The sequence below is a fragment of the uncultured Microbacterium sp. genome (assembly GCF_937927635.1).
In the GTDB taxonomy this organism is placed as follows: domain Bacteria; phylum Actinomycetota; class Actinomycetes; order Actinomycetales; family Microbacteriaceae; genus Microbacterium.
Map to the genome: position 1 here is coordinate 198,654 of NZ_CALBRW010000016.1, position 22,387 is coordinate 221,040.

Consider the following 22,387-nt stretch of genomic DNA (forward strand, 5'->3'; position numbering starts at 1 on the left):
CCAGCGAGTACAATATGACTGCATTGACAGCATCGCAGTCAGGAGGCGCTGTGACGACCATCACTGTCCGCGGGCTCGATGACAGCACAGTCCGCGCCTTGAAACTCAGAGCCGCTCGCGAAGGGCGGTCCATGGAGTCAGAGGTCCGCAGCATCCTGACCTCTGCCGTCGCCGGAGCGGACGACGGTGTCGGGTTCGGCACACTGCTCGCAGGCATCTTCGCGGGCATCGGCGCCCCAGAGATACCAGCGCGCATCGACTTTCCTGAGCACGTCGACCTGCCATGATCGTCCTCGACACGAATGTGCTCTCCGAGCTCATGCAGCCCGAACCTCATCCCGCGGTCATCTCCTGGCTTGACAGCGTCCCCCGAAGCGAGGTCTGCACGAGCGCGATCACCGTCGCCGAGATCGCTGCGGGAATCGCCGTGCTGCCAAAAGGCAAGCGGCGCACAAGGCTGGAGCAGTCCACGGAGGCGATGCTCGAAGCCTTCGCGGGACGCATCCTTCCGTTCACTGCCCGAGCCGCACTGCACTACGGCGCGATCATCGCGGCACGCAAAGACCTCGGCCGCCCCATCAGCGTCGCCGATGCGGAGATCGCCGCGATCGCCGTCGACTGCTCCGGCACCGTTGCGACGAGGAATATCCGCGACTTCGAGGGCACCGGGGCTCGCATCATCGATCCGTGGCTCGCCGGGGAATAGTCCCCACTTTCGTGCGTTCTGCTCACGCCCCCGACCCCGAAACCACGGCGGGCAGGTGCGAAGATGGCCATGGCGCTGCCGCTTCAGAGACGACGCGGGCCCGACGGCGCCATGGCCAGGACCCGTAGGAGATCGCGATGGCGCGCAGCAGCATCAGACTGTCGACGAACATCCTGGGCACCCAGCTCGCCGTGCTGTTCGCCGTGCTGCTGGTCACGTTCGGGCTCTCGCTGTGGCTCGTCCACGAGATGCTCGTGCACCAGTACGAGCAGCGCGCGCTGGCGATCGCGCAGACCGTCGCCGTCGACCCGGAGATCTCGGATGCGGTGATCCACGACGACCCGGCCGGCCTCGTGCAGCAGCGGGCTGAGGAGGTGCGGCGCGCCAGCGGTGCGCTGTTCGTCGTCGTGACGGATGATGCCGGCATCCGCTTCTCGCACCCCACCCCCGAACGCATCGGCGAGCACGTCTCCACCGACCCCAGCGGTGCGCTCGCCGGCCGCACCGTCGTCAACATGGAGCAGGGCACGCTGGGTCTCTCCGCTCGCGCGAAGGTGCCGCTGCGCGCCACCGACCGGTCGATCGTCGGCGAGGTGTCGGTGGGCATCGACGCCGGCGAGATCGCTGGCAGCCTGTGGCGGCTGGTGCCGTCGATCGCGCTGTACACCGGAATCGCCCTGGCTGTCGGAGTGATCGTCTCGCTGCTTCTCGCCAGACGCCTCAAGCGCCAGACCTTCGGCCTGGAGCTCAACGAGATCGCCTCGCTGCTGCAGGAGCGCGAGGCCATGCTGCACGGCATCGCCGAGGGGATGGTCGGGCTCGGCCCGCACGATGAGGTCGTGCTGCTGAACGACGAGGCCCGGCGCCTGCTGGGCCTGGCCCCCGGCTCGGAGGGACGCCGCATCGACCAGCTCGTCCCAGCCGGCCGCATCCGCGACATCCTCACCGGCGCCACCTCTGGCACCGACCTGGTCGTGCTCACCGACGAGCACTGCCTGGTGATGAACCGGATGCCGGTGGACCTGCGCGGCCGCGATCTCGGCCACATCGTGACCGTCTCCGACCGCACCGAACAGGAGCGCCTGCTGCGCGAACTGGACAGCGTCCGCGGCCTCACCGACGCGCTGCGCGCACAGCAGCACGAATTCGCCAACCGCGTGCACGCGCTGTCCGGGATGCTGGAACTGGGCCGCACCGACGAGGCCGTCGAGTACATCCACGAGCTCTCCGCCACCGCCACCGACCTGGCCACGCGCCTGCAGCGCCGCATCGCCAGCCCGCAGCTGGTCGGCTTGCTGGTGGCCAAATCGGTCATCGCCTCCGAGCGCGGCGTCACCCTCACCCTCACCGACGAGTCCGAGCTGTCCGAGCAGGACGGCGACCCGCGTGCCCTGCTGACCGTGCTGGGCAACCTGCTCGACAACGCCATCGACGCCGCCAACACCGGCCCCGCCCCGCGCACGGTCGAGGTCGACATCCGCTGCGACGCCGACGACGTGCACCTGCGGGTCTCCGACAGCGGCGCCGGCCTGCCCGCCGACAGCGGTGCGAAAGTCTTCGAGGACGGGTTCTCCACCAAGCCCGACGACGGCGTCCGGCGGCGCGGCCTGGGCCTCGCCCTGGTGCACCGTGTGGTCACCCAGCAGCACGGCACGGTGCAGGTCTCCAGCGGACCGCATGCCGTCTTCACCGTCACCATGCCCCGGCACGGCACGCCCCACCCCGTCGAGGACTCCGAGGCGGTGTCGCTGTGAGCCCGGTCCCGAACAGCATCCGCACCCTGATCGTCGACGACGACTACCGCGTCGCCGAGATCCACGCGGGATTCGTGAGCAAGATCGCCGGGTTCGAGGTGACCGGCGTCGCCCACTCGGTCTCCGATGCGCTCCTGGCCATCCGCGACAGCCGCCCCGACCTGGTGCTGCTCGACCTGTACCTGCCCGACGGCTCCGGCCTCGACCTCATGCGCAGGATCGTCGACCTGCCCGACCCGCCCGGTGTGATCGTGATCTCGGCGGCGCGCGACCTGGACCACATCCGCTCCGCCATCGCGCAGGGCGCCGTGCACTACCTGGTCAAGCCGTTCGGCTTCGCCACCTTCGCCGAGCGCCTCAACGCGTTCCGCGACCTGCGCCTGCGCCTTCAGGACCTGGGCGCCCGCCACGCCGAAGCCGATCAGCAGGAGGTCGACTCGCTGTTCCAGCTGATGCGCACGGGGACCATCGCCGCCCCGCCCAAGGGTCAGTCCTCCGAGACCATGAAGCTCGTGCGGGACTTCGTCAGAAGAGCGGATGCCGATGTCTCGGCCGCCGAGGTGGCGCGGGGCATCGGCGTGAGCCGGCCCACCGCTCAGCGCTACCTCTCCGCACTCGCGCAGCAGGGCTCGGTCGAGCTGACGCTGCGCTACGGAGCCACCGGCCGTCCTGAGCACCGTTACCGGGCCACGACCTCCGACTGACCGGTGCCGCGATCGTCGGGCACGCCCAGGCCCGCCCCCGCCGCCACCAGCAGCAGCGCCCCGCTGGCGCCCAGCACGCCCGCAGCCCCGGTGGCCGCGGCCAGGGTGCCCAGCAGCGCCGGCAGCGCGGTCTGGCCGAGCCGGTTCGACGCCAGCCGCAGCGACATCGCGACCCCGCGCATGCCGGTCGGGGCGATCAGCGAGATCCACGACATGGTGATCGGCTGACACACCCCGATCGCGAACCCGTACCCGCAGGTCAGCGCCACCAGCGCCCAGGCGGGCAGCCCGAAGAAGAACGCCCCCAGCGTCAGCGCCGAGACCAGGATGCTGCCCACCAGCAGCCACCGCCGGCCGAGCCCTCTCGCCAACGGCCCGAGGAACAGCCGCGAGATCATCGAGAAGCCCGACCGCGCCACGAGCATCAGGCTGATCACGGCCGCAGGGATCCCGCGCTCCTGGCCCAGCAGCGGCGCGTAGGCGACGAAGATGTCCACCGTCGCCAGCACCAGGCTCCCAGCGACCAGCGCGTGGGGCAGCCCGTGCGTGCCCAGCACGGTGCGCGCGGCCCGCAGCATCCCGACTCGCTCCTGCGCGACCTCCCGTTCCGGCCCCCGGATGATCAGCGAGACCGCCAGCATCAGCACCGCGCACACGAGTCCGACCGTGAACACCAGCCGGATCGGCGGCGTGTGCGCGCTTTCGCCGGGCAGCATCAGCATGAGCGGCCCGACGGTCTGCCCCAGCGCCACGGCGAACCCGTAGATGCCGAAGATGCTGTCCGAGCGTCCGGCCGGCGAGATCGCGCCGACGAACGACTGCTCGGCCAGCACCGTCATCATCTGCCCGCAGCCCAGCAGCACGGACGCCGCGATCAGCATCCCCAGCGATCGCGCGCCCAGCACGGCCACCAGCGTGGCGGCCACGGTGATGACCGACGCGATGATCATGCCCGCCCGTTCGCCGATCACGTCGGTCAGCCGCCCGGCGGGCATCGCCAGCACCAGCGCCGGCAGCGCGTAGAACGCGGTCAGCAGGCCCAGCAGAGTGGGCGAGGCGCCGACGTCCAGCGCCGCATACGAGAGGGAGGGGCGGATGCCGAAGACGATGATCTGGATCAGCGCGGCGTGCACGAGCAGCAGGAGCATCCCCCGCCTGCCGCTGCTCACCACCAGGCCGCTCCGCTTCGGCATCCGCCGGTCACGGTCAGACCGTGGCCTTCATCAGGTCGAGCACCTCGGTGGCAGGTCCTGACTCGCCGGGGAACACGTGCGCGTCGCCGGCGCCGAACACCAGGCGCACGCGGCCGCTCAGCCCGCCGTCGGGCGAGACCACCTGCACGCCCAGGTCGCCCAGCTTCAGGATGTACTCGTGGTGCGAGCCGACGTAGGCGCTGGCCGACACCTCGGTGTCCAGCACGTTCAGGTCGCGGCTTCCGGGCTGCTCGGTCACGATGCGCAGCTTCTCCGGGCGGATGGCGATGGTCGCCGGCGAACCCGCCGACCAGTGCTGGTCGGTGGTCACGTGCACGGTCTCGCCGGTGGCGCGCAGCCGCACCTCGACCTGGTCGCCCAGCATCCGCTCGACGGTGCCGACCAGGAAGTTGCAGCTGCCGACGAACCCGGCCACCTCGGCGCTGGCCGGGTGCTCGTAGATGTCCTTCGGGGTGCCGATCTGCGCCATCACGCCGTTGAACATCACGGCGATGCGGTCGCTGAGGCTGAGTGCCTCATCCTGGTCGTGCGTGACGTACAGGGTGGTGATGCCCAGATCAGACTGCAGGCGCTTGAGCCACGCACGGGCCTGCTCGCGCAGCTTGGCGTCGAGGTTGGACAGCGGCTCGTCCAGCAGCAGCACGCTGGGCGAGTAGACCAGCGCCCGCGCCAGCGCCACGCGCTGCTGCTGCCCGCCGGAGAGCTGGTGCGGGTAGCGGTCGGCCAGGTGCGCGAGGCCCACCTTGTCGAGCGCGTCCTGGATGCGGGCGGCGGTCTCGGCCCTGCCCGCACGACGGATGTTCAGCGGGAACGCCAGGTTCTTGCGGATGGTCATGTGCGGCCACAGTGCGTAGGACTGGAACACCATGCCCAGGTTGCGCTCCTCGGTGGGCACATAGACCTTGTTGGCGCGGTCCACCAGCATCCGATCCCCGATCGAGATGGAGCCCTCGGTGGGATCCTCGAGCCCGGCGATGCTGTTGAGGGTGGTCGACTTGCCGCAGCCGGAGGGGCCGAGCAGGGTGAAGAACTCGCCGTCCTTCACCTCGAAGTCGATGTCGTTCAGGACTTTCACGTCCCCGAACGTCTTGGCCATGTGCGAGACGCGGATCTCAGGCATCTGTCTTCTCTTTCATCAGGAGGTTCGCCAGACCGACGACGACGGCGGTGATGGCGATCTGTATGGTGGCGAGCGCCGCGACCGAGCCGCTGTTGCCCTGCACCCAGAGCTCGAGCATGGTCGTGCCGATCACGTTGGTGCTGGCCGAGGACAGGAACAGTGCGGCCGAGTACTCCTTGAGCATGGTGACGAACACCAGCAGCATGGCGCCCGCGAAGGCGGGGACCAGGAGCTTGCGCAGGATGCGCATGAACACACCCACCCAGTCGGCGCCGACCACTCGGCCGGCGTTGTCCAGTTCGCCGGCGATCTGCATGAGCGCGGGCGAGATCGACCCGAAGGCCGTCGGCAGCGCCCGCAGTCCGAACGCGATGATGATCGCGAACAGGGTGCCCTGAACGAGATTGCCGCCCGGCAGGATTGCGAAGGCCCAGAAGAAGCCGATGCCGACGATAATGCCGGGGATGGCCTGCGGCGCCAGCGACAGGTACTCGACCAGTCGTGCGAAGCGGAACGACGATCTCTTTGCGACCACGACCGCGATCAGCGCCAGTGCGCTGACCAGAACCGCTCCGACCAGGGCCACGATCACGCTGTTCCAGATCGACTGGATGTACGACTGGTACGTGAACACGGTCTGGTAGTTCGTGAGGGTGAGCGTCTTGAACGGGCTCTGCAGCGGAGTGAAGATCAACGTGAACGAGCGCAGCACGAGCGCGAGGATCGGCAGGGCCGCACCGAACACGACGTAGATGACGATCAGCACGGTGGCGACCCACTTCAACCAGCCGAGGTCGAGGCGGCGGGGTCGGGTGGCCTTGCCGCGCACCGAGACGAACCGCTGCGCGTCCTTGAGCACCTTGGCCTGCAGGGCGACGGTGCTGATGGTGACGGCCAGGATGATCGTGGAGGCCGAGGCCAGCACCCCGTAGTCGGGGCGAATGGACTGCAGGCCGTGCGTGTACAGGAAGGTGGAGAACACCTCGATGCGCACCGGGGTGCCGTACAGCAGCGGGACGCTGAGGGTCTCGATCGACATCGAGAAGATCAGCACGGACGCGTACACGATCGGCGGACGCAGCAGCGGCACGATCACCTGGAACACGATGCGCAACGGGCCGGAGCCGCACACCTGCGCGGCGCTCTCCAGCGAAGCATCCGACTTGCGCAGCGCGTTGGCGCAGAACACGTAGGCGATCGGCGCCAGGCCGACGGCCTCGGTGAGCGCCATGCCGGGGATGGAGTACAGGTCCCACGGCACGAAGCCGATCCAGCGCTGCACCTCCACGCTGACGAACCCGGCGGGGCCGTAGAGGGTGATCCATCCGAAGCCCAGCAGCAACGACGAGATGAAGAACGGCCACTGCATGGATGCCGCCAGCAGCCGCCCGAAGGGGAGCTTCGTCCGGACCACCAGGATCGCCATCGGGATGGCGAACACCAGGGTCAGGAAGGTGGTCAGCACCGCGAAGATCGCCGTGTTGAGGATCACCTGGCCGAAGCCGTCTTCGGCGAACAGCTTCACATACGAGTCGATCGTGAACGCGCCGGTCGAGTCGTACAGCGGCTTGCTGCGGATCGACTGATACAGGATCGGCGCGATCGGCGCGACGACGAACAGAGCGACGACGACGAGCACCGCCCACTGCACGAACCGGTCCCGCCCGACGCCGAAGACCCGAGGGTACTTCGGCGCCGGGAAGGCGGTCGCCCGATCCTGCACGTCCTTCTCAGGAGCGAGGGTCTGGGTTGACATGAGTCACTTCCATTTCGGGATGCTGCTGCGGGTGTCCCGGAGGATCACTTGCCGAGCAGGCCGTTCCACTTGTCGACGAACGCCTTGACATCGGCGTCGGTGGTCACCTTGTACGGAACGCGGATGATGTTCTTCTCGCCGACCTGGTCGACGATCTCCTGGTAGGTGTGCAGCCCCGCGACCTGCTTGACGCTGTCGCGGTAGGCGGTCAGACCGCCCTCGGCGACGGCGTTCTGGCCCTCCTCGGAGAGCAGGAAGTCGATGAACAGCTTCGCGGTGGCGGCGTGCGGAGCCTTCGGCGTGATGCCGATGCCACGGCCGAGCACCACGGTGCCGTCCTTCGGGTACACGAAGGAGAAGATGCCCTGCGCCTTCTGCTCCTGCGGGAACGCGACCGCGCTGGAGATGAAGAAGCCGGCCAGGTACTCGCCCGAGGTGATCTTGTCGATCTGGGTTCCCGAGGAGGTCTCGGGGCGGGCGGAGGGGAGGACCGAGCTCAGCGAGTTCCAGGAGTCGCTGCCCCCGTCGGCGTACGCCTTCGAGACCGAGAAGCCCCATGAACCGCTCACGTCGCGTGAGGTGATCTTGCCCTTGAACTTGGCGGGATCCTTGGCGATGATCGCAGCGAGGTCAGCGATGCTCTGCGGCTTGCCGCCCAGCAGCTGCTCGTTGTAGGCCAGGCCCACCGGGTCCATCGACATGGCGTAGACGCCGGGCATGACCTGCGCGAAATCAGGCAGCTTCGACAGCTCGGGAGAGCTGTAGTCCATCACGCGGCCGGGCTCGGAGTTGTAGGTCGCCCAGGCCTGCACGGCGTTGGTGGCGAGGATGTCGGCCGGGGCATTGCCGGTGGCGGTCTCACTGAGCTGCCGCTGGAAGACCTCATCGGAATCGAGGTTGTTCGCGGAGATGTTCTTGACGAACGGGTACTTCTTCTGGAAATCGCGGAAGATCGGCGCCCAGTTCTCCTGGTCGGTGTTCGAGTAGATCACCAGGTCGCCGCCGTCCTTCTTGGCTGCGTCGACGATCTTGCTGTAGTCGGCGGGGTAGTAGCTGGGCCACGCGTTCTGCGTGATCTTGTTCTCCGGCGCCTTGGGGGCGTCGGATCCGGCGCAGGCCGTGAGCGAGACGGCGACGCCCGTGACGGATACCACGGCCAGTGCCGCAGTGGCGAGGCGGCGGATGCTGCTCTTCATAGGTTTCACTCCCTTGTGATGGCGAGTCGGGATGGTGCTCCCGAGACGCGGATCAGACTAAGGTCGCGGATGCAGGCGCCGAGGGTTGTCCGGATTAGTGCAGGTTGTGTGCGTTGTGCTCAGGGGAACGTGCTCGCAGCGAGCCTCCACATTTCCCTGGTTGAAAGCTCCACATTTTCGTGGTTGAACCCTCAAGCGGCGGTCCGAGACCCGCAACGACCGGCTCATCGGCCGCCCCGGTAGACTGATCCCGCCCCGCCATTCCTCTTCTCCAGGAGCCCGCGTGTCCGCCGAAGCGCCCCAGATCATCCACGTCCCCGACTCCGTCGAGAACGCCCTCGCGACTCCCGAGAAAGAGCAGCCGTACGCGGCACTCGGCCTCAAGGACGACGAGTACGCGCGCATCCGCGAGATCCTGGGCCGCCGGCCCACGAGCGGCGAGCTGGCGATGTACTCCGTGATGTGGTCGGAGCACTGCTCCTACAAGAGCTCCAAGAACTACCTCAAGCGCTTCGGCCAGAAGGTCTCTGACGAGATGCGCGAGCGCCTCATGGTCGGCATGGGCCAGAACGCCGGCGTCGTCGACGTGGGCGAGGGCTGGGCCGTCACGTTCAAGGCCGAGAGCCACAACCACCCCTCCTTCATCGAGCCGTTCCAGGGCGCCGCGACCGGCATCGGCGGCATCGTGCGAGACATCATCTCGATGGGCGCCCGCCCAGTGGCCGTGATGGATGCGCTGCGGTTCGGCGCCATCGACCACCCCGACACCCCGCGCGTGGTGCACGGCGTCACGGCCGGCATCAGCTTCTACGGCAACTGCCTGGGCCTGCCCAACATCGGCGGCGAGACGGTGTTCGACGCCGTCTACCAGGCCAACCCGCTCGTCAACGCCCTCGCCGTGGGCGTGCTCCGCCACGAGGACCTCAAGCTCGCCAACGCGACCGGCGTCGGCAACCTCGTCGTGCTCTTCGGCGCCCGCACGGGCGGCGACGGCATCGGAGGGGCCTCGATCCTGGCATCCGACACCTTCGCCGACGGCGGCCCCACGAAGCGCCCCGCCGTGCAGGTGGGCGACCCGTTCGCCGAGAAGGTTCTCATCGAGTGCTGCCTGGAGCTGTACAAGGGCGAGCTGGTCGAGGCCATCCAGGACCTCGGCGCCGCCGGCATCTCCTGCGCCACCAGCGAGCTGGCCGCCAACGGCAACTCCGGCATGCGTGTCTCGCTCGACTCCGTGCTGCTGCGCGACCCCACCCTCACCGCCGAGGAGATCCTGATGAGCGAGTCTCAGGAGCGGATGATGGCCATCGTCGCCCCCGAGAAGCTCGACGCGTTCATGGCCGTCGTGCACAAGTGGGAGGTCGAGACCAGCGTGCTCGGCGAGGTCACCGGCGACGGCCGCCTGGTCATCGACTGGCAGGGCGAGCGCATCGTCGACGTCGACCCGTCCACCGTCGCCGTCGACGGCCCGGTCTACGACCGCCCGGTCGCCTACCCGACCTGGATCGACGCCCTGCAGGCGGATGCCGCCGAGAACCTCCCCCGGTCGAACGACCCGGCCGTGCTCCGCGAGCAGTTCCTGAAGATCCTCGGCTCACCGAACCTGGCCGACCCGAGTTGGATCACCAACCAGTACGACTACTACGTGGGCGGCAACACGGCACTCGCCTTCCCCGACGACGCCGGCATGATCCGCGTCGACGAGGAGTCCGGCCTGGGCTTCGCGATCGCCACCGACGCCAACGGCCGCTACTGCCAGCTCGATCCCTACGCGGGCGCGCAGCTGGCCCTGGCCGAGGCGTACCGCAACGTGGCCGTCACCGGCGCCGTGCCCACCGCCATCACCGACTGCCTCAACTTCGGCTCGCCCGAGAACCCCGAGGTCATGTGGCAGTTCGGGCAGACGGTCGACGCCCTCGCCGACGGATGCTTCGAGCTGGGCACCCCGGTCACCGGCGGCAACGTCTCGTTCTACAACCAGACCGGCGACACCCCCATCCACCCCACCCCGCTGGTGGGCGTGATGGGCATCATCGAGGACGTGTCCCGCCGCATCCCGTCGGGCTGGCAGGACGCCGGTCAGAACATCTACCTGCTCGGCACCACCCGCACCGAGCTGTCGGGTTCGGCATGGGCCGACGTGATCCACGACCACCTGGGCGGGCGCCCGCCGGTGGTCGACCTGGCCGGCGAGCGCAGCCTGGCAGGGCTGCTCTCCGCAGCCCGTGACGAGTGGCTGATCTCCTCCGCCCACGACCTGTCCGAGGGCGGCCTGGCGCAGGCTCTCGCCGACGGCGTGATGCGCTTCGGCATGGGTGCACGCGTCTGGCTCACCGAGCTCATGGAGCGCGACGGGGTGGATGCGGCATCCGCTCTGTTCTCCGAGTCGGCGGGCCGCGTGATCGTGACCGTCCCCCGCGACGACGACGTGAAGTTCCGTGGTCTGTGCCAGGGCCGCGAGTACCCGGTGCTGCGCATCGGCGTGACCGACTCCGAGCCGACGCTCGAGGTGCAGGACGTGTTCGCCCTGTCCGCCGCCGAGCTGCGCGAGACCTCCCGCGCGACCCTCCCCGCGGTGTTCGGCCCCACCGTCGCAGAGTCGGCAGCATGAGCGCGAAGACGAAGGACGCCGACGAGGACTACAGCGACTTCGAGCGTCGCAACCGCCGCCTGCGCACGATCGCGTGGGTGACCATCATCGCCTTGATCGTGGGCGGTGGCGGCGCGACGCTGTTCACGCTGGTCGCGGGCGGCTGACCATGGCCCCACGCCGCAAGCGCCCATTTCTCACCACGGCCATCGTGCTGTGGGTGATCGGCGTGCTGCTGATCCTGCCCGCGCTCAGCGCGCTGGCGGCGGGCACAGGGAGTGCTCGCGGCTTCGCCCCGATCGGCATCTCGATCGGTGTGCTCGTGGCCATCGCCGGCACCCTGCTGTTCTTCACCGGCCCCAAGAAGCCCATCGATGACCCCCGCAACCAGCCGGTGGACGACGACTGAGGAATAATCCCGGGATACCGCAAGTTCCATTCAAGCGAATCGACTTGAAGGAGCACCCGTGTCACGCATCAGCATCATCGTCGGCAGCACCCGTCCCGTCCGGATCGGACGTCAGCTCGCCGACGCCGTCGCCGCCAAGATCGCGCCGGAGGTGGATGCCGAGATCCGCATCCTCGACCTGGCCGAGATCGGCCTGCCGCTCCTGGACGAGCCGCTCATGGCGATGATGCACCAGTACCAGAACGCGCACACGCACGCCTGGGCGAAGGAGATCGCCGCCAGCGACGCCGTGATCTTCCTCACTCCGCAGTACAACGCGGGCTACCCGGCAGCCCTGAAGAACGCCATCGACTACCTGCACGCCGAGTGGAAGGGTCGCCCGAGCGCCATCCTGTCCTACGGCGGGCACGGCGGCACGGCATCCGCTCGTCAGCTGCGCGAGGTGCTGGAGTTCATCGGTCTCGACCTGATCGACAGCGGCTCGCTCACCATCGCGCAGACCGACTACACCCCGGAGTGGTCGCTCGGGGACGCGGATGCCGTGATCGCCCGCCACGGCGACGAGGTGCTGCGCATCGGCGCCGAACTCATGGAGAAGATCGACGCCGAGGACGCGGCCGCGGCCTGATCCACGGAAAGGCGAAGGATCCCCGTCGGCTGCGGCTGGCGGGGATCCTTCTGTCAGAAGCGGATGCTGCGCTCAGCCGAGCTCGGACTTGCGCCCGCCGGCCTCCAGCGAGTCGCCCGTGGGGAGCTCCTTGTGCCCGCCGAACTGCAGGCGCATGGCGGAGAGCACCTGGTTGGCGAAGTGGTCCTCGTCGCGCGAGGCGAAGCGCTCGAACAGCGATGCGGCCAGCACCGGCACGGGCACGCCCACATCGACGGCGGCCTTGACGGTCCAGCGGCCCTCGCCCGAGTCGGACACACGACCGGCGAGTCCGTCGAGCGTGGGGTTCTCGTTCAGGGCGGCGGCGGTCAGGTCCAGCAGCCACGACGAGATGACGGATCCGCGGCGCCACACCTCGGCGACCTTGGCGGTGTCGATGGGGAACTGGTAGTACTCCGGCTCCTCCAGCGGGGCGATCTCGGCGGAGTGCTCGGCCTCTCGCACGCCGGCGTCGGCGTTGTCGAGGATGTTCAGGCCCTCGGCGAGCGCGGCCATGATGCCGTACTCGATGCCGTTGTGCACCATCTTCACGAAGTGCCCGGACCCGGACGGGCCGCAGTGCAGGTAGCCCTGCTCCTCGGGGGCCAGGTCGCCGGTGCGGCCGGGCGTGCGCTCGACCTCTCCGACACCGGGTGCGATGGTCTTCAGGATGGGCTCGATGTGCGAGACCGCGGCATCCGATCCGCCCACCATCAGGCAGTAGCCGCGCTCCAGCCCGAACACGCCACCGCTGGTGCCGGCGTCGACGTACTCCAGGCCCTTCTCGCGCAGCGCCTTGGCGCGGCGCACGTCGTCGCGGTAGTTGGAGTTGCCGCCGTCGATGATGATGTCACCGGGCTCGAGCACCTCGGTGAGCTGGTCGACGACGGTGCCGGTGAGCGAGGCGGGGACCATCATCCACACCACGCGCGGGGTCTGCAGCTTGGCTGCGAAGTCCTTGAGGTCGGACGCTCCGGTGGCTCCCTCGGCGACGATGGCCGCCACGGACTCCTGGTTCACGTCGTAGCCGACGCATTCGTGCCCATCGCGCATCAGACGGCGCACGATGTTGGCGCCCATTCGTCCGAGTCCGATCATTCCCAGCTGCATTCGCATCTCCTCGCGTCGTTCCAGCCCTTCCATCATCCTCCCTGATCAGCCGGGGCGGTGCGAGGCGATGAGCGGATGCCGCCGTCAGGACTCGTCGGCGCGGCCGTAGCCGCCGAACGCCTCCACCGCGAAGTCCAGCAGCGCCGAGGCGCGCGGGGTGAGCGTCATGTCCGCCGGCCACAGGCCCACCACGTGCGAGCGCGTGACGGGCGGGTCGAGCCGACGGGTGACCACGGGGAGGCCCTCCGAGCTCATCGGCAGGGTATGGGGCCGTGACATGAGCAGTCCGTAACCCAGACCGCGCCCCACGAGCGCCTCCACGAGGCCGAGCTGGGTCACGGTCGCGACGATCGTCGGCTCGAGCCCTCGCGCGGAGAACGCGTCGATCACGTTGCGGGTGCCGGGCGCCACGTCGTAGAAGATGTACGGCTCGTCGGCGAGCTGCGCGAGATCGACGGTCTCGGCGGCGGCCAGCGGATGCCCGGGATGCAGGTGCACCTGCAGTTCGGTCGCGTAGATCCTGCGACGGCGATAGCCGACCGGCAGCGATACGTCGAAGACCAGCGCCACATCGAGCCGCCCGGCTTCGAGTGCCTCGAGGAGCTCCTCGTTGGTGCCCACCATGATCTCCAGGTCGACTCCCGGATGCCGCTTCGGGAACTCCTCGAGCAGCTCGGGGACCAGGTTGACCGCGAAGCTGGAGTAGCAGCCGAGCTTGACGGGACCCCGCAGCTCGTGCCCGCGCCCCGCGCTCAGGACGAGCTCCTGCGTGTCCGCCATGATCCGACGCGCCTGCTCGGCGAACTGCTGGCCGGTGGGCGTCAGCGTGAGGCCGCGGGCCTTGCGCCGCACGCACAACTGCTCCCCGACGGTCCGCTCCAGGTTCGTGATGGCCTGGGAGAGCGCGGACTCCGAGATGTGCAGGTGCGCCGCCGCTGCGCTGAGCGTGCCGAAGTTCGGCAGCGCGGCGAACAGCTCCAGCTGCCGCAGGCTCACATCCGCCATGGCTCTCCTTCGCTCGGCATCCTCTTCGATTCAACCGAACAACATCATCACATAACTGCGATTTACATGTACACGCTCGCACCGCACGATAGGAGAAACCCGCTTCCCACGCCCTCCTCCGGAGGACAGACAATGACGTTAGGGACAACGATGACCCACACCTCCACGGCCGCCCTCAGAACTGCCTCTCAGCGCCGGATCGCCTTCGCGACGATCATCGGCACCACCATCGAGTGGTACGACTTCTTCATCTACGCCACGACCGCCGGGCTCGTCTTCGCACAGCTGTTCTTCCAGCCCGCGGGCAAGGACATCGCCCTGCTGCTGTCCTTCGCGACGGTCGGCATCTCCTTCCTGTTCCGCCCGCTGGGCGCCTTCCTCGCCGGCCACTTCGGCGACGCGCTCGGCCGGCGCACAATCCTCGTCGCCACGCTCATCCTGATGGGCACGGCCACCACGCTCATCGGCGTGCTCCCCACCTACTCCGCCATCGGACTCACGGCGCCGATCCTCCTGCTGCTCCTGCGCATCCTGCAGGGCCTCTCCGCCGGCGGCGAGTGGGGCGGCGCGGTGCTGATGGCCGTCGAGCACGCACCCGCCGGCCGCCGCGGCCGCGCAGGCGCATGGCCGCAGCTCGGCGTCCCGCTCGGCTTCCTGCTGGCGTCGGGCATGACCGCGCTGATGACCGGGGTCATCTCGCGCGGAGACGCCTACCTGCAGTGGGGCTGGCGCGTTCCGTTCCTGGCGAGCTTCGTGCTGATCATCGTCGGATACCTCATCCGCCGCGCGGTCGCCGAGAGCCCCGTGTTCGAGCAGATCGCCGAGCGCGGCAAGCAGGCGCAGCGCCCGATCGTCACCCTGCTGCGCCGCCACTGGCACCTCGTGCTGCTCGCGGCGCTCGTGTTCGCCGGCAACGGCACCCTCGGCTACATGACCACCGGCGGGTTCCTCAACGCGTACGCGATCAACGTGCAGGGCATCGACACCACGGCGGTGCTCGTGGCGGCGGTCTTCGCCGCGGTCATCTGGTTCTTCTCGACGCTGCTCTCCGGCTACCTGGCCGACAGGATCGGCCGCCGCCGCACGTTCATCATCGGATTCGGACTGCAGACGGTGATCGTGTTCCCCGTGTTCTGGATCGTCGCGTCGGGCGGGCTGCCCGGCCTGTACCTGGCGCTGCTGCTGATCTCGACCGCGCTCGGGCTCACCTACGGCCCGCTCGCAGCCTGGTACGCCGAACTGTTCCCCGCATCCATCCGCTTCTCGGGAGTGTCGATCACGTACGCGATCGGCGCCGTGCTCGGCGGTGCCTTCGCGCCGATGATCGCCCAGGCGCTGCTGAACTCCACCGGAACCATCGCCGCCGTGTCCACCTACCTGCTGGCCTCCACCCTCATCGCCCTGGCCGCGACGCTGTGCCTGCGCGATCGCCCCGGCATCCCACTGGGCCCCGACAACGAGGACCAGCAGACCGACCGGACCACGGTCTTCGCCCCGCGCGAGCGCGCGGGCGAGCTCACCGGCGCACGCTGACGTCACCGGCCCACCACACGCTTCAGTCAAGGAGGAAGAATGATCGATCAGGACGCCAGGATCGCGATCATCGGCGGAGGGATGGGCGGCCTCACCGCCGCCATCGCTCTGACGAGGATCGCCGGGATCCGCCCCACCGTGTTCGAGCAGGCCGGACAGCTGGGTGACGTCGGCGCGGGAGTGACCGTGGCACCCAACGCCGCGCGCATCCTCGACAGGCTCGGAGTGCTCGAGCAGATCCGCGGCGCGGGCGCTGTTCCCGAGGGCAGCGGCGTCTACCTCGACGGCATGGGGCGCATGGTCACCGACGCCGCCTGGGAGGACACCGCCCGGCAGTACCAGAACATCGGGATGTACCGCCCCGACCTCATCGAGGTGCTCGCTGCCAACGTCGACCCCGACACCGTGCGCCTCGGTCACAGCGCCACGATGGTGGAGCAGCTGGATGACGGCGTGCGCGTGACGTTCCAGAACGGTGCGGTCGAGGTCTTCGACGCCGTCATCGGCGCCGACGGCATCCACTCCGTCGTTCGGGATGCCGTCGGCCAGCATCCCGAACCCGTCTACTCCGGGTTCATCGCCTACCGCGGGGTCATCGACGCGTCGCGTCTGCCCGACGACTGGCCGATGATCAGCCAGGTGTGGATGCACGACAGCAGACACTTCATGTGCTACCCGCTGCAGAACCACAAGCTGCTCAACTATGTGGCGGCCGTGCCGAGCGACCGCCCGCTGAACGGGCCGTGGACCGGCCCCGCCGCGCCCGGCGAGCTCGCGGCGGAGTACTCGGGCGAGGGGTGGGATCCGCGGCTGCAGGAGCTCATCAAGCTCATCGAGAAGCCCTTCTGGTGGGGCCTGTTCGATCACGAGCCGCTCGCGAACTGGTCGCGCGGACCCGTCACACTGCTCGGCGACGCCGCGCACACGATGCTCCCGCATCAGGGGCAGGGCCTGAACCAGGCGATCGAGGACGGCATGTCGCTCGCCACGTTCCTCGCCGCCGCCGACAGCGTCGCCGACATCCCCGAGGCGTTCCGCCGCTACACCGCCGTCCGCAGGCAGCGCACGGCGATCCTGCAGGAGGGCTCACGCCGGGCGGGGGCGATGTTCGACGCGCAGAACCAGTTCGCCGATCTCGACAAGCGCGACGCCGACATCCGCGTGGGCCGGGACTTCCGCCGCGGCGCGGTGTTCGACTACGACGCAGAGAAGGTCGCACACGAAGCACTCACCCGATTCCGAAAGGTCCAGTACGCATGACTTCGATCAGCATCATCGGCAGCGGCAAGATGAGCGGGGCGATCGCCGAGGTCGCCGTCCGCGCGGGTGTCGGCATCCAGATCATCAAGCGCAGTCCGACCAGCCCCTCGGCGGTGCGCCCGGACATCGAGCACGGCGTGATGGGCGATGAGCTCACCGGCGATCTCGTCGTGCTCGCCGTGCCGTACGGCGCCTATGCCGGCATCCTCGAGCACTACCGCGATCAGCTCGCGACGAAGGTGATCATCGACATCAGCAACCCGATCGACTTCTCGACCTACGACAGGCTGCGCTCTCCCGCCGACTCGTCGACGGCCGCGGAGCTGGCGAAGCAGCTTCCCGACGGCGTCGCGGTGGTCAAGGCGTTCAACGTCAATCTCGGCGACACGCTCACCAGCGGCACCAACGGCGTCACGCCGACGACGGTGCTGTACGCCGGGGACTACGCCGACGCGAAGATGCAGATCGCGGAGCTCATCGAGGCGTCGGGCATGCGGGCCGTCGACGCCGGTCCCCTCACGAGGGCGCGCGAGCTGGAGGCGATGGGCTTCCTGCAGATCATCATGGCGTCGCTCGGCAAGACGCGTTACGAGTCGGGGTTCGCCCTGCTGCCGTAGACGAACGGATGCACGGATGCTCCGCCCTCGGTCCGAGGGCGGAGCATCCTGCGTGTCGGGACCGATCCCGCCCCCGAATGACCCGCCGGGGTCTATGGTGAGGCGATGATCAGTCGCGAGAAGCTCGAGCAGGGCAGAGCGGATGCCGTCGCGCGGGCCGAGTCCGCGGCATCCGTGCTGGCCGGTCTCGTGCACGACCGGCGGGATTCCAACGACGATGACGAGCACGACCCCGAGGGCGTGACGCTCTCGTCGGAGTGGGACCGGCTCACGGCGCTGTCGGATGCCGCCGCCGAGGACCTGCAGCGGTTCGACGAGGCGATCGCACGATGGGATGCCGGAACCTACGGCGTCTGCACATCGTGCGGGAAGAAGATCCCCGCCGCACGGCTGGCGGCACGCCCGTTCGCCGAGCTGTGCGTGCCGTGCGCCGAGAAGGCAGGGCTCTGAGCGGACGCCGGGCGGCGCTTCGACGGGCCCAGCGGCCCGGGAAGCCGGGGTGCTGAGCCCGTCGGGGTGGTGTCAGTGGGTGTCTTCGGCTTCGATTTCGGTGCGGTCGCCGGACCAGAGGGTGTGGAAGGTGCCGGGCCGGTCGACGCGTTTGTAGGTGTGTGCGCCGAAGAAGTCGCGTTGGCCTTGGACGAGGGCGGCGGGGAGGCGGTCGGCGCGGATGCCGTCGTAGTACGACAGGGACGAGCTGAACGCGGGCGCGGGGATCCCGGCTTGGGCTGCGGCGGTGACCACCCGCCGCCAGGCGGCCTGGCCGCGGGTGAGGGCTTCGGCGAAGTACGGGGCGGTCATCAGCACCGGCAGGTCCGGGGTCTGCTCGTACGCGTCGGCGATGCGGTTGAGGAACTGGGCGCGGATGATGCACCCGCCGCGCCAGATCTTCGCGACCTTCCCCAGGTCGATCTGCCAGTCGTACTCCGCCGCCCCGGCACGGATCTCATCGAACCCCTGCGAGTACGCGACGATCTTCGACGCATACAGCGCCAGCCGCACATCCTCGATGAACGCCGCCTCGTCCGCCACGGCGAACGGCTCGGCCGGGCCGGGCAGGCCCGAGGCGGCGGCGCGCTGCTCCGGGTGGGAGGACAGCGACCGGGCGAACGTGGCCTCCGCGATCCCGGAGACCGGGACCCCCAATGCCAGCGCCGTCTGCACGGTCCACGCGCCGGTGCCCTTGGCTCCTGCCTGGTCCAGGATCACATCCACCAGCGGCAGCCCGGTCGCCGCGTCCGTCTGGCGCAGCACCTCCGCGGTGATCTCGATCAGATACGACTCCAACTCCCCGGTGTTCCAGTCGGCGAAGATGTCCGCGATCTGCGCGGGAGTCCGGCCGGTGCCGCGGCGGATCAGGTCGTACGCCTCGGCGATCAGCTGCATGTCGGCGTACTCGATGCCGTTGTGCACCATCTTCACGAAATGCCCCGCACCGTCATGACCGATATGCGTCACGCACGGCTCCCCCTCCGCGACCGCCGCGATCGACTCCAGGATCGGGCCCAACGTCACCCACGACTCATCCGACCCGCCCGGCATGATGCTCGGACCCAAAAGTGCACCCTCCTCGCCGCCGGAGATCCCCGCGCCCACGAAGTTGATCCCGGTGGCGCGCACCGTCTTCTCGCGGCGGATCGTGTCAGGGAAGTAGGCGTTGCCGCCGTCGACGATGATGTCACCGGGCTCGAACACCCGCACCAGCTCATCGATCACCGCATCCGTGGGACCACCGGCCTTGACCATGACGATCGCCGCACGAGGCCTCTGCAGACTCGCCGCGAACTCCTCATACGAGAACGCCGGCACGAACCCCGCCTCCGGGAACCCCGCCACCAGCTCATCCGTCTTCGCACGAGAACGGTTCAACACCGCCACCGTGTTCCCCTCACGACTCGCGAGATTCCGGGCCAGATTCGACCCCATCACCGCAAGCCCGACGACTCCGATATTGGCAGATGCGCTCATGATCCCTCCTGGATCCGGACGGCCTTCACAGCGGCCACGATGTCCTCATCTTCGGCGATTCCCTGATCGAGCAGCGCCAGCAGCGCACGCACCCGGTCCTCGCTGCGCAGCGCCGCGTCGATCGCGGGCTGCTTCGCGTCCTGCACGCCGGCGCCCGAGAGCACCATCTGGGTCCACGCACCGAGGGCGCGGATCGATGCGGCGCCCGAACGTCCTGCGTCGCGCTCCGCGCGCAGCACGGGGATGATGCGCACGGCCAGCTTGGTCGCGCCCTCCATGGCGATCTGCGCCAGGTGGTGCGCGATCCGCGCGTTGTCGAAGCGCTCCTCCAGCTTGCGCCGGTACTCGTCCAGCTCCAGCTCGGCGGGCAGGTGGCGCACCGCCTCGTCCCAGAACTCGCGGACCCATCCACGGCAGGTGGGGTCGGCCATCGCCTCGGCGACGGTGGCGTGCCCGCGCAGCAGGCCCGTGTACGCCAGCAGGCTGTGCGCACCGTTGAGCAGCAGCAGCTTGCGCTGCTCGTACGGTTCGATGTCGTCGACGAACCGCGCCCCCGCGGCCTCCCACTGCGGGCGGCCATTGGGGAAGTCGCCGCTGAGCACCCAGTCGGAGAACGGCTCGGTGACCACCGGCGACGCATCCGCGAGGCCGGTCAGCGCCTCCGCGGCCTCACGGTCCGCATCCGTCGTGCGAGGGGTGATCCGGTCGACCGAGGTCGACACGAACGACACCTCGGACTCGATCCACGCGGCGAGCCCGGTGTCCACCGCCTCGGCGAGAGCGAGGATGCCGCCACGCACGAACGGCCCGTTGTCGGGGATGTTGTCGCACGGCACGATCGCGATCGACCCGGCATCCGCGCGACGGCGCGCGTCCAGCCCCGCCAGCAGTCGCCCCAGGGCGGTCTGCGGGTCGCGACCCGCGCGCAGCGCCTCGATGTCGGATGCCACGGCCGGGTCATCCGCATCCGGCCCGCCGTCCGCCCGCAGACGGTACGCGGGCTCTGTGATCGTGAGGGTCACGAGCGCGGTCTCGGGCGCGGCGAGCAGCTGCTTCAGCCGGGCGACGTCGTCAGCGGCATCCGCCTCGACGATCACCGACATGATCTCCGCACGGTCTCCCGCCGCGGTGCGCTCGATGAGCGTGTACAGGCCGTCCTGCGCAGACAGCTCCTGCGCGGCCTTCGGGCTGCGCCCGGTGAACGCGGCGATCGTCCAGTCGGCGGCATCCGCCGCGTGCGCGGTGTACCAGGCCTGATGCGCGCGGTGGAAGGCGCCCAGGCCCAGGTGCACGATGCGCGGGGCGACCACGGGTGCGTCGCCGAGCACGGCACGGCGGTTGAGGGTGTCGAGAGCGGTGCTCACAGTTTGAAGACCTTTCGGGGAAGGGCGTCGACCAGGTCGTGCGCGATGCGACGGGCCATCGGCTCGTCGATCCGGCCCTCGGCGACCAGCCGGGCGAGGAAGGCCGAGTCGAGCCGCCGGGCCATGTCATGCCGCGCCGGGATGGACAGGAACGCGCGGGTGTCGTCGATGAACCCGGAGCTGCGGTAGAACCCGGCCGTCTCGGTGACCGCGGCGCGGAAGCGCAGCACGGCATCCGGAGCATCCAGGAACCACCACGGCGCACCGATGTACAGACTCTGGTAGAAGCCCGCCAGGGGTGCGATCTCGCGAGAGTACGACGTCTCGTCGACGCTGAACAGCACCAGGTGGAAGTCGGGGATGTTGCCGTAGCGCTGCAGCAGCGGGCGCAGCGCGTCGACGTATCCGGTGCGCACCGGGATGTCGTGTCCGGTGTCGGGCCCGTAGGCGTCGAAGGTCGGGGTGCTGTGGTTGCGGAAGACCCCGGGATGCACGGTCATGACCAGACCGTCCTGCACCGACATCCGCGCGGACTCCAGCAGCATGTGGCCCTGGAACACCGCCGCCTCTTCGGCATCCAGCTGGCCGCGCACGGCGCGCGCGAACAGGGCCGCGGCATCGACGGCATCCAGCTCGACGGTCAGCGGCTGCAGCACGCCGTGGTCGGCCGACACCGCACCATTGCTGACGAAGTGCGCCCGGCGCGCTTCCAGCGCGGACACGTAGCCGGCGTAGTCGTCGACGGCCGTGCCGTTCCACTCCGCGAGTCGCTGCACGTTGGTCGCGAACGCCGGGTTGGCCGGGTTCAGGTACGCGTCGGGACGGAACGTGGGGGCGACGCGGCCGCGGAACGTCGGGTCGGCGGCGAGCGCGCGGTGCGGCTCGAGGTCGTCCAGCGGGTCGTCGGTGGTGGCCATGAACTCGATGCCGAACTCGTCGAACAGGGCCCGCGGGCGGAACGACGGGCGCGCGAGCACCTCGGAGATGCGGTCGTACAGCGCGTCGGCGTTCGAGGCGGTGGGCTGCTCGGTCAGGCCGAACAGCTCGGTGAACTCGTGGCGCAGCCAGTAGCCGGATGCCGTGCCGGCGAACAGGTGCCAGTTCTCGCAGAACCGACGCCAGGCCTCACGCGGAGCGGCGGTCGCAGCAGCGCCGGTCAGGTCGGGCACGGTCAGCTCGTGCAGCTCGACCCCCGCCGCATGCAGCAACCGGGTCACGTAGTGGTCGTAGCGCAGCAGCAGCTCGGTCGGGTTGGGGAACGCCTCGTCGTCGATCAGCAGCTGCGGGTCGACGTGCCCGTGCGGGGAGAGGATGGGCAGTTCGGCGACGGTCTCGTACAGCCCCCGCGCGATGTCGCGGGTGCGGGGATCGACGGGCAGCAGCCGGTCGGGGTCGGAGCGGAGTTCCATGTGTGCTTCCTTGCTGGATGGGAGGTCGG

At 69.2% G+C, this 22,387-nt stretch carries 21 protein-coding genes; 12 read left to right on the plus strand and 9 right to left on the minus strand.

Features of this window, described 5'->3' with window-relative positions; translation table 11 throughout:
* Positions 1-131: 131 nt before the first annotated feature.
* The 4 genes from Q0568_RS05635 (at position 132) to Q0568_RS05650 (ending at position 3,164) form a co-directional block, all read left to right on the plus strand.
* Positions 132-287 carry a hypothetical protein gene (locus Q0568_RS05635; RefSeq protein ID WP_298863554.1) on the plus strand — a complete coding sequence of 52 codons (156 nt, stop codon included), beginning with the start codon at positions 132-134 and terminating at the stop codon, positions 285-287.
* Positions 284-706: a type II toxin-antitoxin system VapC family toxin gene (locus Q0568_RS05640; protein ID WP_298863557.1), complete on the plus strand. Its 423-nt coding sequence runs from the start codon at positions 284-286 to the stop codon at positions 704-706. Before Q0568_RS05635 ends, Q0568_RS05640 begins: the two co-directional genes overlap by 4 nt.
* 137 nt (positions 707-843) lie before the next feature.
* Positions 844-2,460 (plus strand): sensor histidine kinase, encoded by a 1,617-nt coding sequence (locus tag Q0568_RS05645; RefSeq protein WP_298863560.1) that lies wholly within the window; start codon positions 844-846, stop codon positions 2,458-2,460.
* Entirely contained in the window at positions 2,457-3,164 is a 708-nt protein-coding gene (locus Q0568_RS05650; RefSeq protein WP_298863563.1) for a response regulator, read from the plus strand. The genes Q0568_RS05645 and Q0568_RS05650 overlap by 4 nt, the downstream gene beginning before the upstream one ends.
* Here Q0568_RS05650 and Q0568_RS05655 read toward each other — a convergent pair.
* Genes Q0568_RS05655 through Q0568_RS05670 form a run of 4 tightly spaced genes read right to left on the minus strand, consistent with a single transcriptional unit; the run spans position 3,140 to position 8,450 of the window.
* Positions 3,140-4,357 (minus strand): MFS transporter, encoded by a 1,218-nt coding sequence (locus tag Q0568_RS05655; protein ID WP_298863566.1) that lies wholly within the window; start codon positions 4,355-4,357, stop codon positions 3,140-3,142. The two genes, Q0568_RS05650 and Q0568_RS05655, sit on opposite strands and share 25 nt — an antisense overlap.
* Positions 4,358-4,370: 13 nt before the next feature.
* Positions 4,371-5,498, minus strand: a complete 1,128-nt coding sequence (locus tag Q0568_RS05660) for an ABC transporter ATP-binding protein (protein WP_298863568.1) — start codon at positions 5,496-5,498, stop codon at positions 4,371-4,373.
* The gene (locus Q0568_RS05665; RefSeq protein ID WP_298863571.1) at positions 5,491-7,254 is read right to left on the minus strand and encodes an iron ABC transporter permease; all 1,764 of its coding nucleotides are present in this window, start codon (positions 7,252-7,254) and stop codon (positions 5,491-5,493) included. The genes Q0568_RS05660 and Q0568_RS05665 overlap by 8 nt, the downstream gene beginning before the upstream one ends.
* Positions 7,255-7,298: 44 nt before the next feature.
* A complete protein-coding gene (locus Q0568_RS05670) occupies positions 7,299-8,450 on the minus strand; it encodes an extracellular solute-binding protein (RefSeq protein ID WP_298863574.1) in 1,152 nt (383 codons plus the stop codon).
* A 283-nt stretch (positions 8,451-8,733) separates the two neighbouring features.
* On the opposite strand from Q0568_RS05670, the gene purL reads away from it, so the two are divergent.
* Genes purL through Q0568_RS05690 form a run of 4 tightly spaced genes read left to right on the plus strand, consistent with a single transcriptional unit; the run spans position 8,734 to position 12,074 of the window.
* Entirely contained in the window at positions 8,734-11,058 is a 2,325-nt protein-coding gene (gene purL / locus Q0568_RS05675) for a phosphoribosylformylglycinamidine synthase subunit PurL (RefSeq protein WP_298863577.1), read from the plus strand.
* Positions 11,055-11,204: a hypothetical protein gene (locus Q0568_RS05680; RefSeq protein WP_298863581.1), complete on the plus strand. Its 150-nt coding sequence runs from the start codon at positions 11,055-11,057 to the stop codon at positions 11,202-11,204. The genes purL and Q0568_RS05680 overlap by 4 nt, the downstream gene beginning before the upstream one ends.
* Before the next feature lie 2 nt (positions 11,205-11,206).
* Positions 11,207-11,446 carry a hypothetical protein gene (locus tag Q0568_RS05685; RefSeq protein ID WP_298863584.1) on the plus strand — a complete coding sequence of 80 codons (240 nt, stop codon included), beginning with the start codon at positions 11,207-11,209 and terminating at the stop codon, positions 11,444-11,446.
* Positions 11,447-11,504: 58 nt separating this feature from the next.
* Positions 11,505-12,074, plus strand: a complete 570-nt coding sequence (locus Q0568_RS05690; RefSeq protein ID WP_298863587.1) for an NAD(P)H-dependent oxidoreductase — start codon at positions 11,505-11,507, stop codon at positions 12,072-12,074.
* 72 nt (positions 12,075-12,146) lie between these two features.
* On the opposite strand, the gene gnd is transcribed toward Q0568_RS05690, so the two are convergent.
* Both gnd and Q0568_RS05700 read right to left on the minus strand, forming a co-directional pair.
* Positions 12,147-13,202 (minus strand): phosphogluconate dehydrogenase (NAD(+)-dependent, decarboxylating), encoded by a 1,056-nt coding sequence (gene gnd, locus Q0568_RS05695; protein WP_298863590.1) that lies wholly within the window; start codon positions 13,200-13,202, stop codon positions 12,147-12,149.
* Positions 13,203-13,286: 84 nt separating this feature from the next.
* Positions 13,287-14,207 carry a LysR family transcriptional regulator gene (locus Q0568_RS05700; protein ID WP_298863592.1) on the minus strand — a complete coding sequence of 307 codons (921 nt, stop codon included), beginning with the start codon at positions 14,205-14,207 and terminating at the stop codon, positions 13,287-13,289.
* Positions 14,208-14,357: 150 nt separating this feature from the next.
* Between Q0568_RS05700 and Q0568_RS05705 the strand changes: the two genes are divergently transcribed.
* From Q0568_RS05705 to Q0568_RS05720, 4 genes are all read left to right on the plus strand, one after another.
* A complete protein-coding gene (locus Q0568_RS05705; protein WP_298863595.1) occupies positions 14,358-15,740 on the plus strand; it encodes an MFS transporter in 1,383 nt (460 codons plus the stop codon).
* Between the two features lie 39 nt (positions 15,741-15,779).
* Complete coding sequence (locus tag Q0568_RS05710; protein WP_298863598.1) at positions 15,780-17,000, plus strand: FAD-dependent monooxygenase; 1,221 nt, start codon at positions 15,780-15,782, stop codon at positions 16,998-17,000.
* Positions 16,997-17,617, plus strand: a complete 621-nt coding sequence (locus tag Q0568_RS05715) for an NAD(P)-binding domain-containing protein (RefSeq protein WP_298863605.1) — start codon at positions 16,997-16,999, stop codon at positions 17,615-17,617. Before Q0568_RS05710 ends, Q0568_RS05715 begins: the two co-directional genes overlap by 4 nt.
* 105 nt (positions 17,618-17,722) lie before the next feature.
* On the plus strand, positions 17,723-18,067 hold the full coding sequence (locus tag Q0568_RS05720) for a TraR/DksA family transcriptional regulator (RefSeq protein WP_298863608.1): 345 nt from the start codon (positions 17,723-17,725) through the stop codon (positions 18,065-18,067).
* A gap of 72 nt (positions 18,068-18,139) precedes the next feature.
* Here the strand turns inward: Q0568_RS05720 and gndA are convergent, their stop codons facing one another.
* Genes gndA through uxaC form a run of 3 tightly spaced genes read right to left on the minus strand, consistent with a single transcriptional unit; the run spans position 18,140 to position 22,358 of the window.
* Positions 18,140-19,585, minus strand: a complete 1,446-nt coding sequence (gene gndA / locus Q0568_RS05725; protein ID WP_298863611.1) for an NADP-dependent phosphogluconate dehydrogenase — start codon at positions 19,583-19,585, stop codon at positions 18,140-18,142.
* The gene (locus tag Q0568_RS05730) at positions 19,582-20,949 is read right to left on the minus strand and encodes a mannitol dehydrogenase family protein (protein ID WP_366941362.1); all 1,368 of its coding nucleotides are present in this window, start codon (positions 20,947-20,949) and stop codon (positions 19,582-19,584) included. Before Q0568_RS05730 ends, gndA begins: the two co-directional genes overlap by 4 nt.
* The gene (gene uxaC, locus Q0568_RS05735) at positions 20,946-22,358 is read right to left on the minus strand and encodes a glucuronate isomerase (RefSeq protein ID WP_298863614.1); all 1,413 of its coding nucleotides are present in this window, start codon (positions 22,356-22,358) and stop codon (positions 20,946-20,948) included. The genes Q0568_RS05730 and uxaC overlap by 4 nt, the downstream gene beginning before the upstream one ends.
* Positions 22,359-22,387 lie beyond the last annotated feature (29 nt).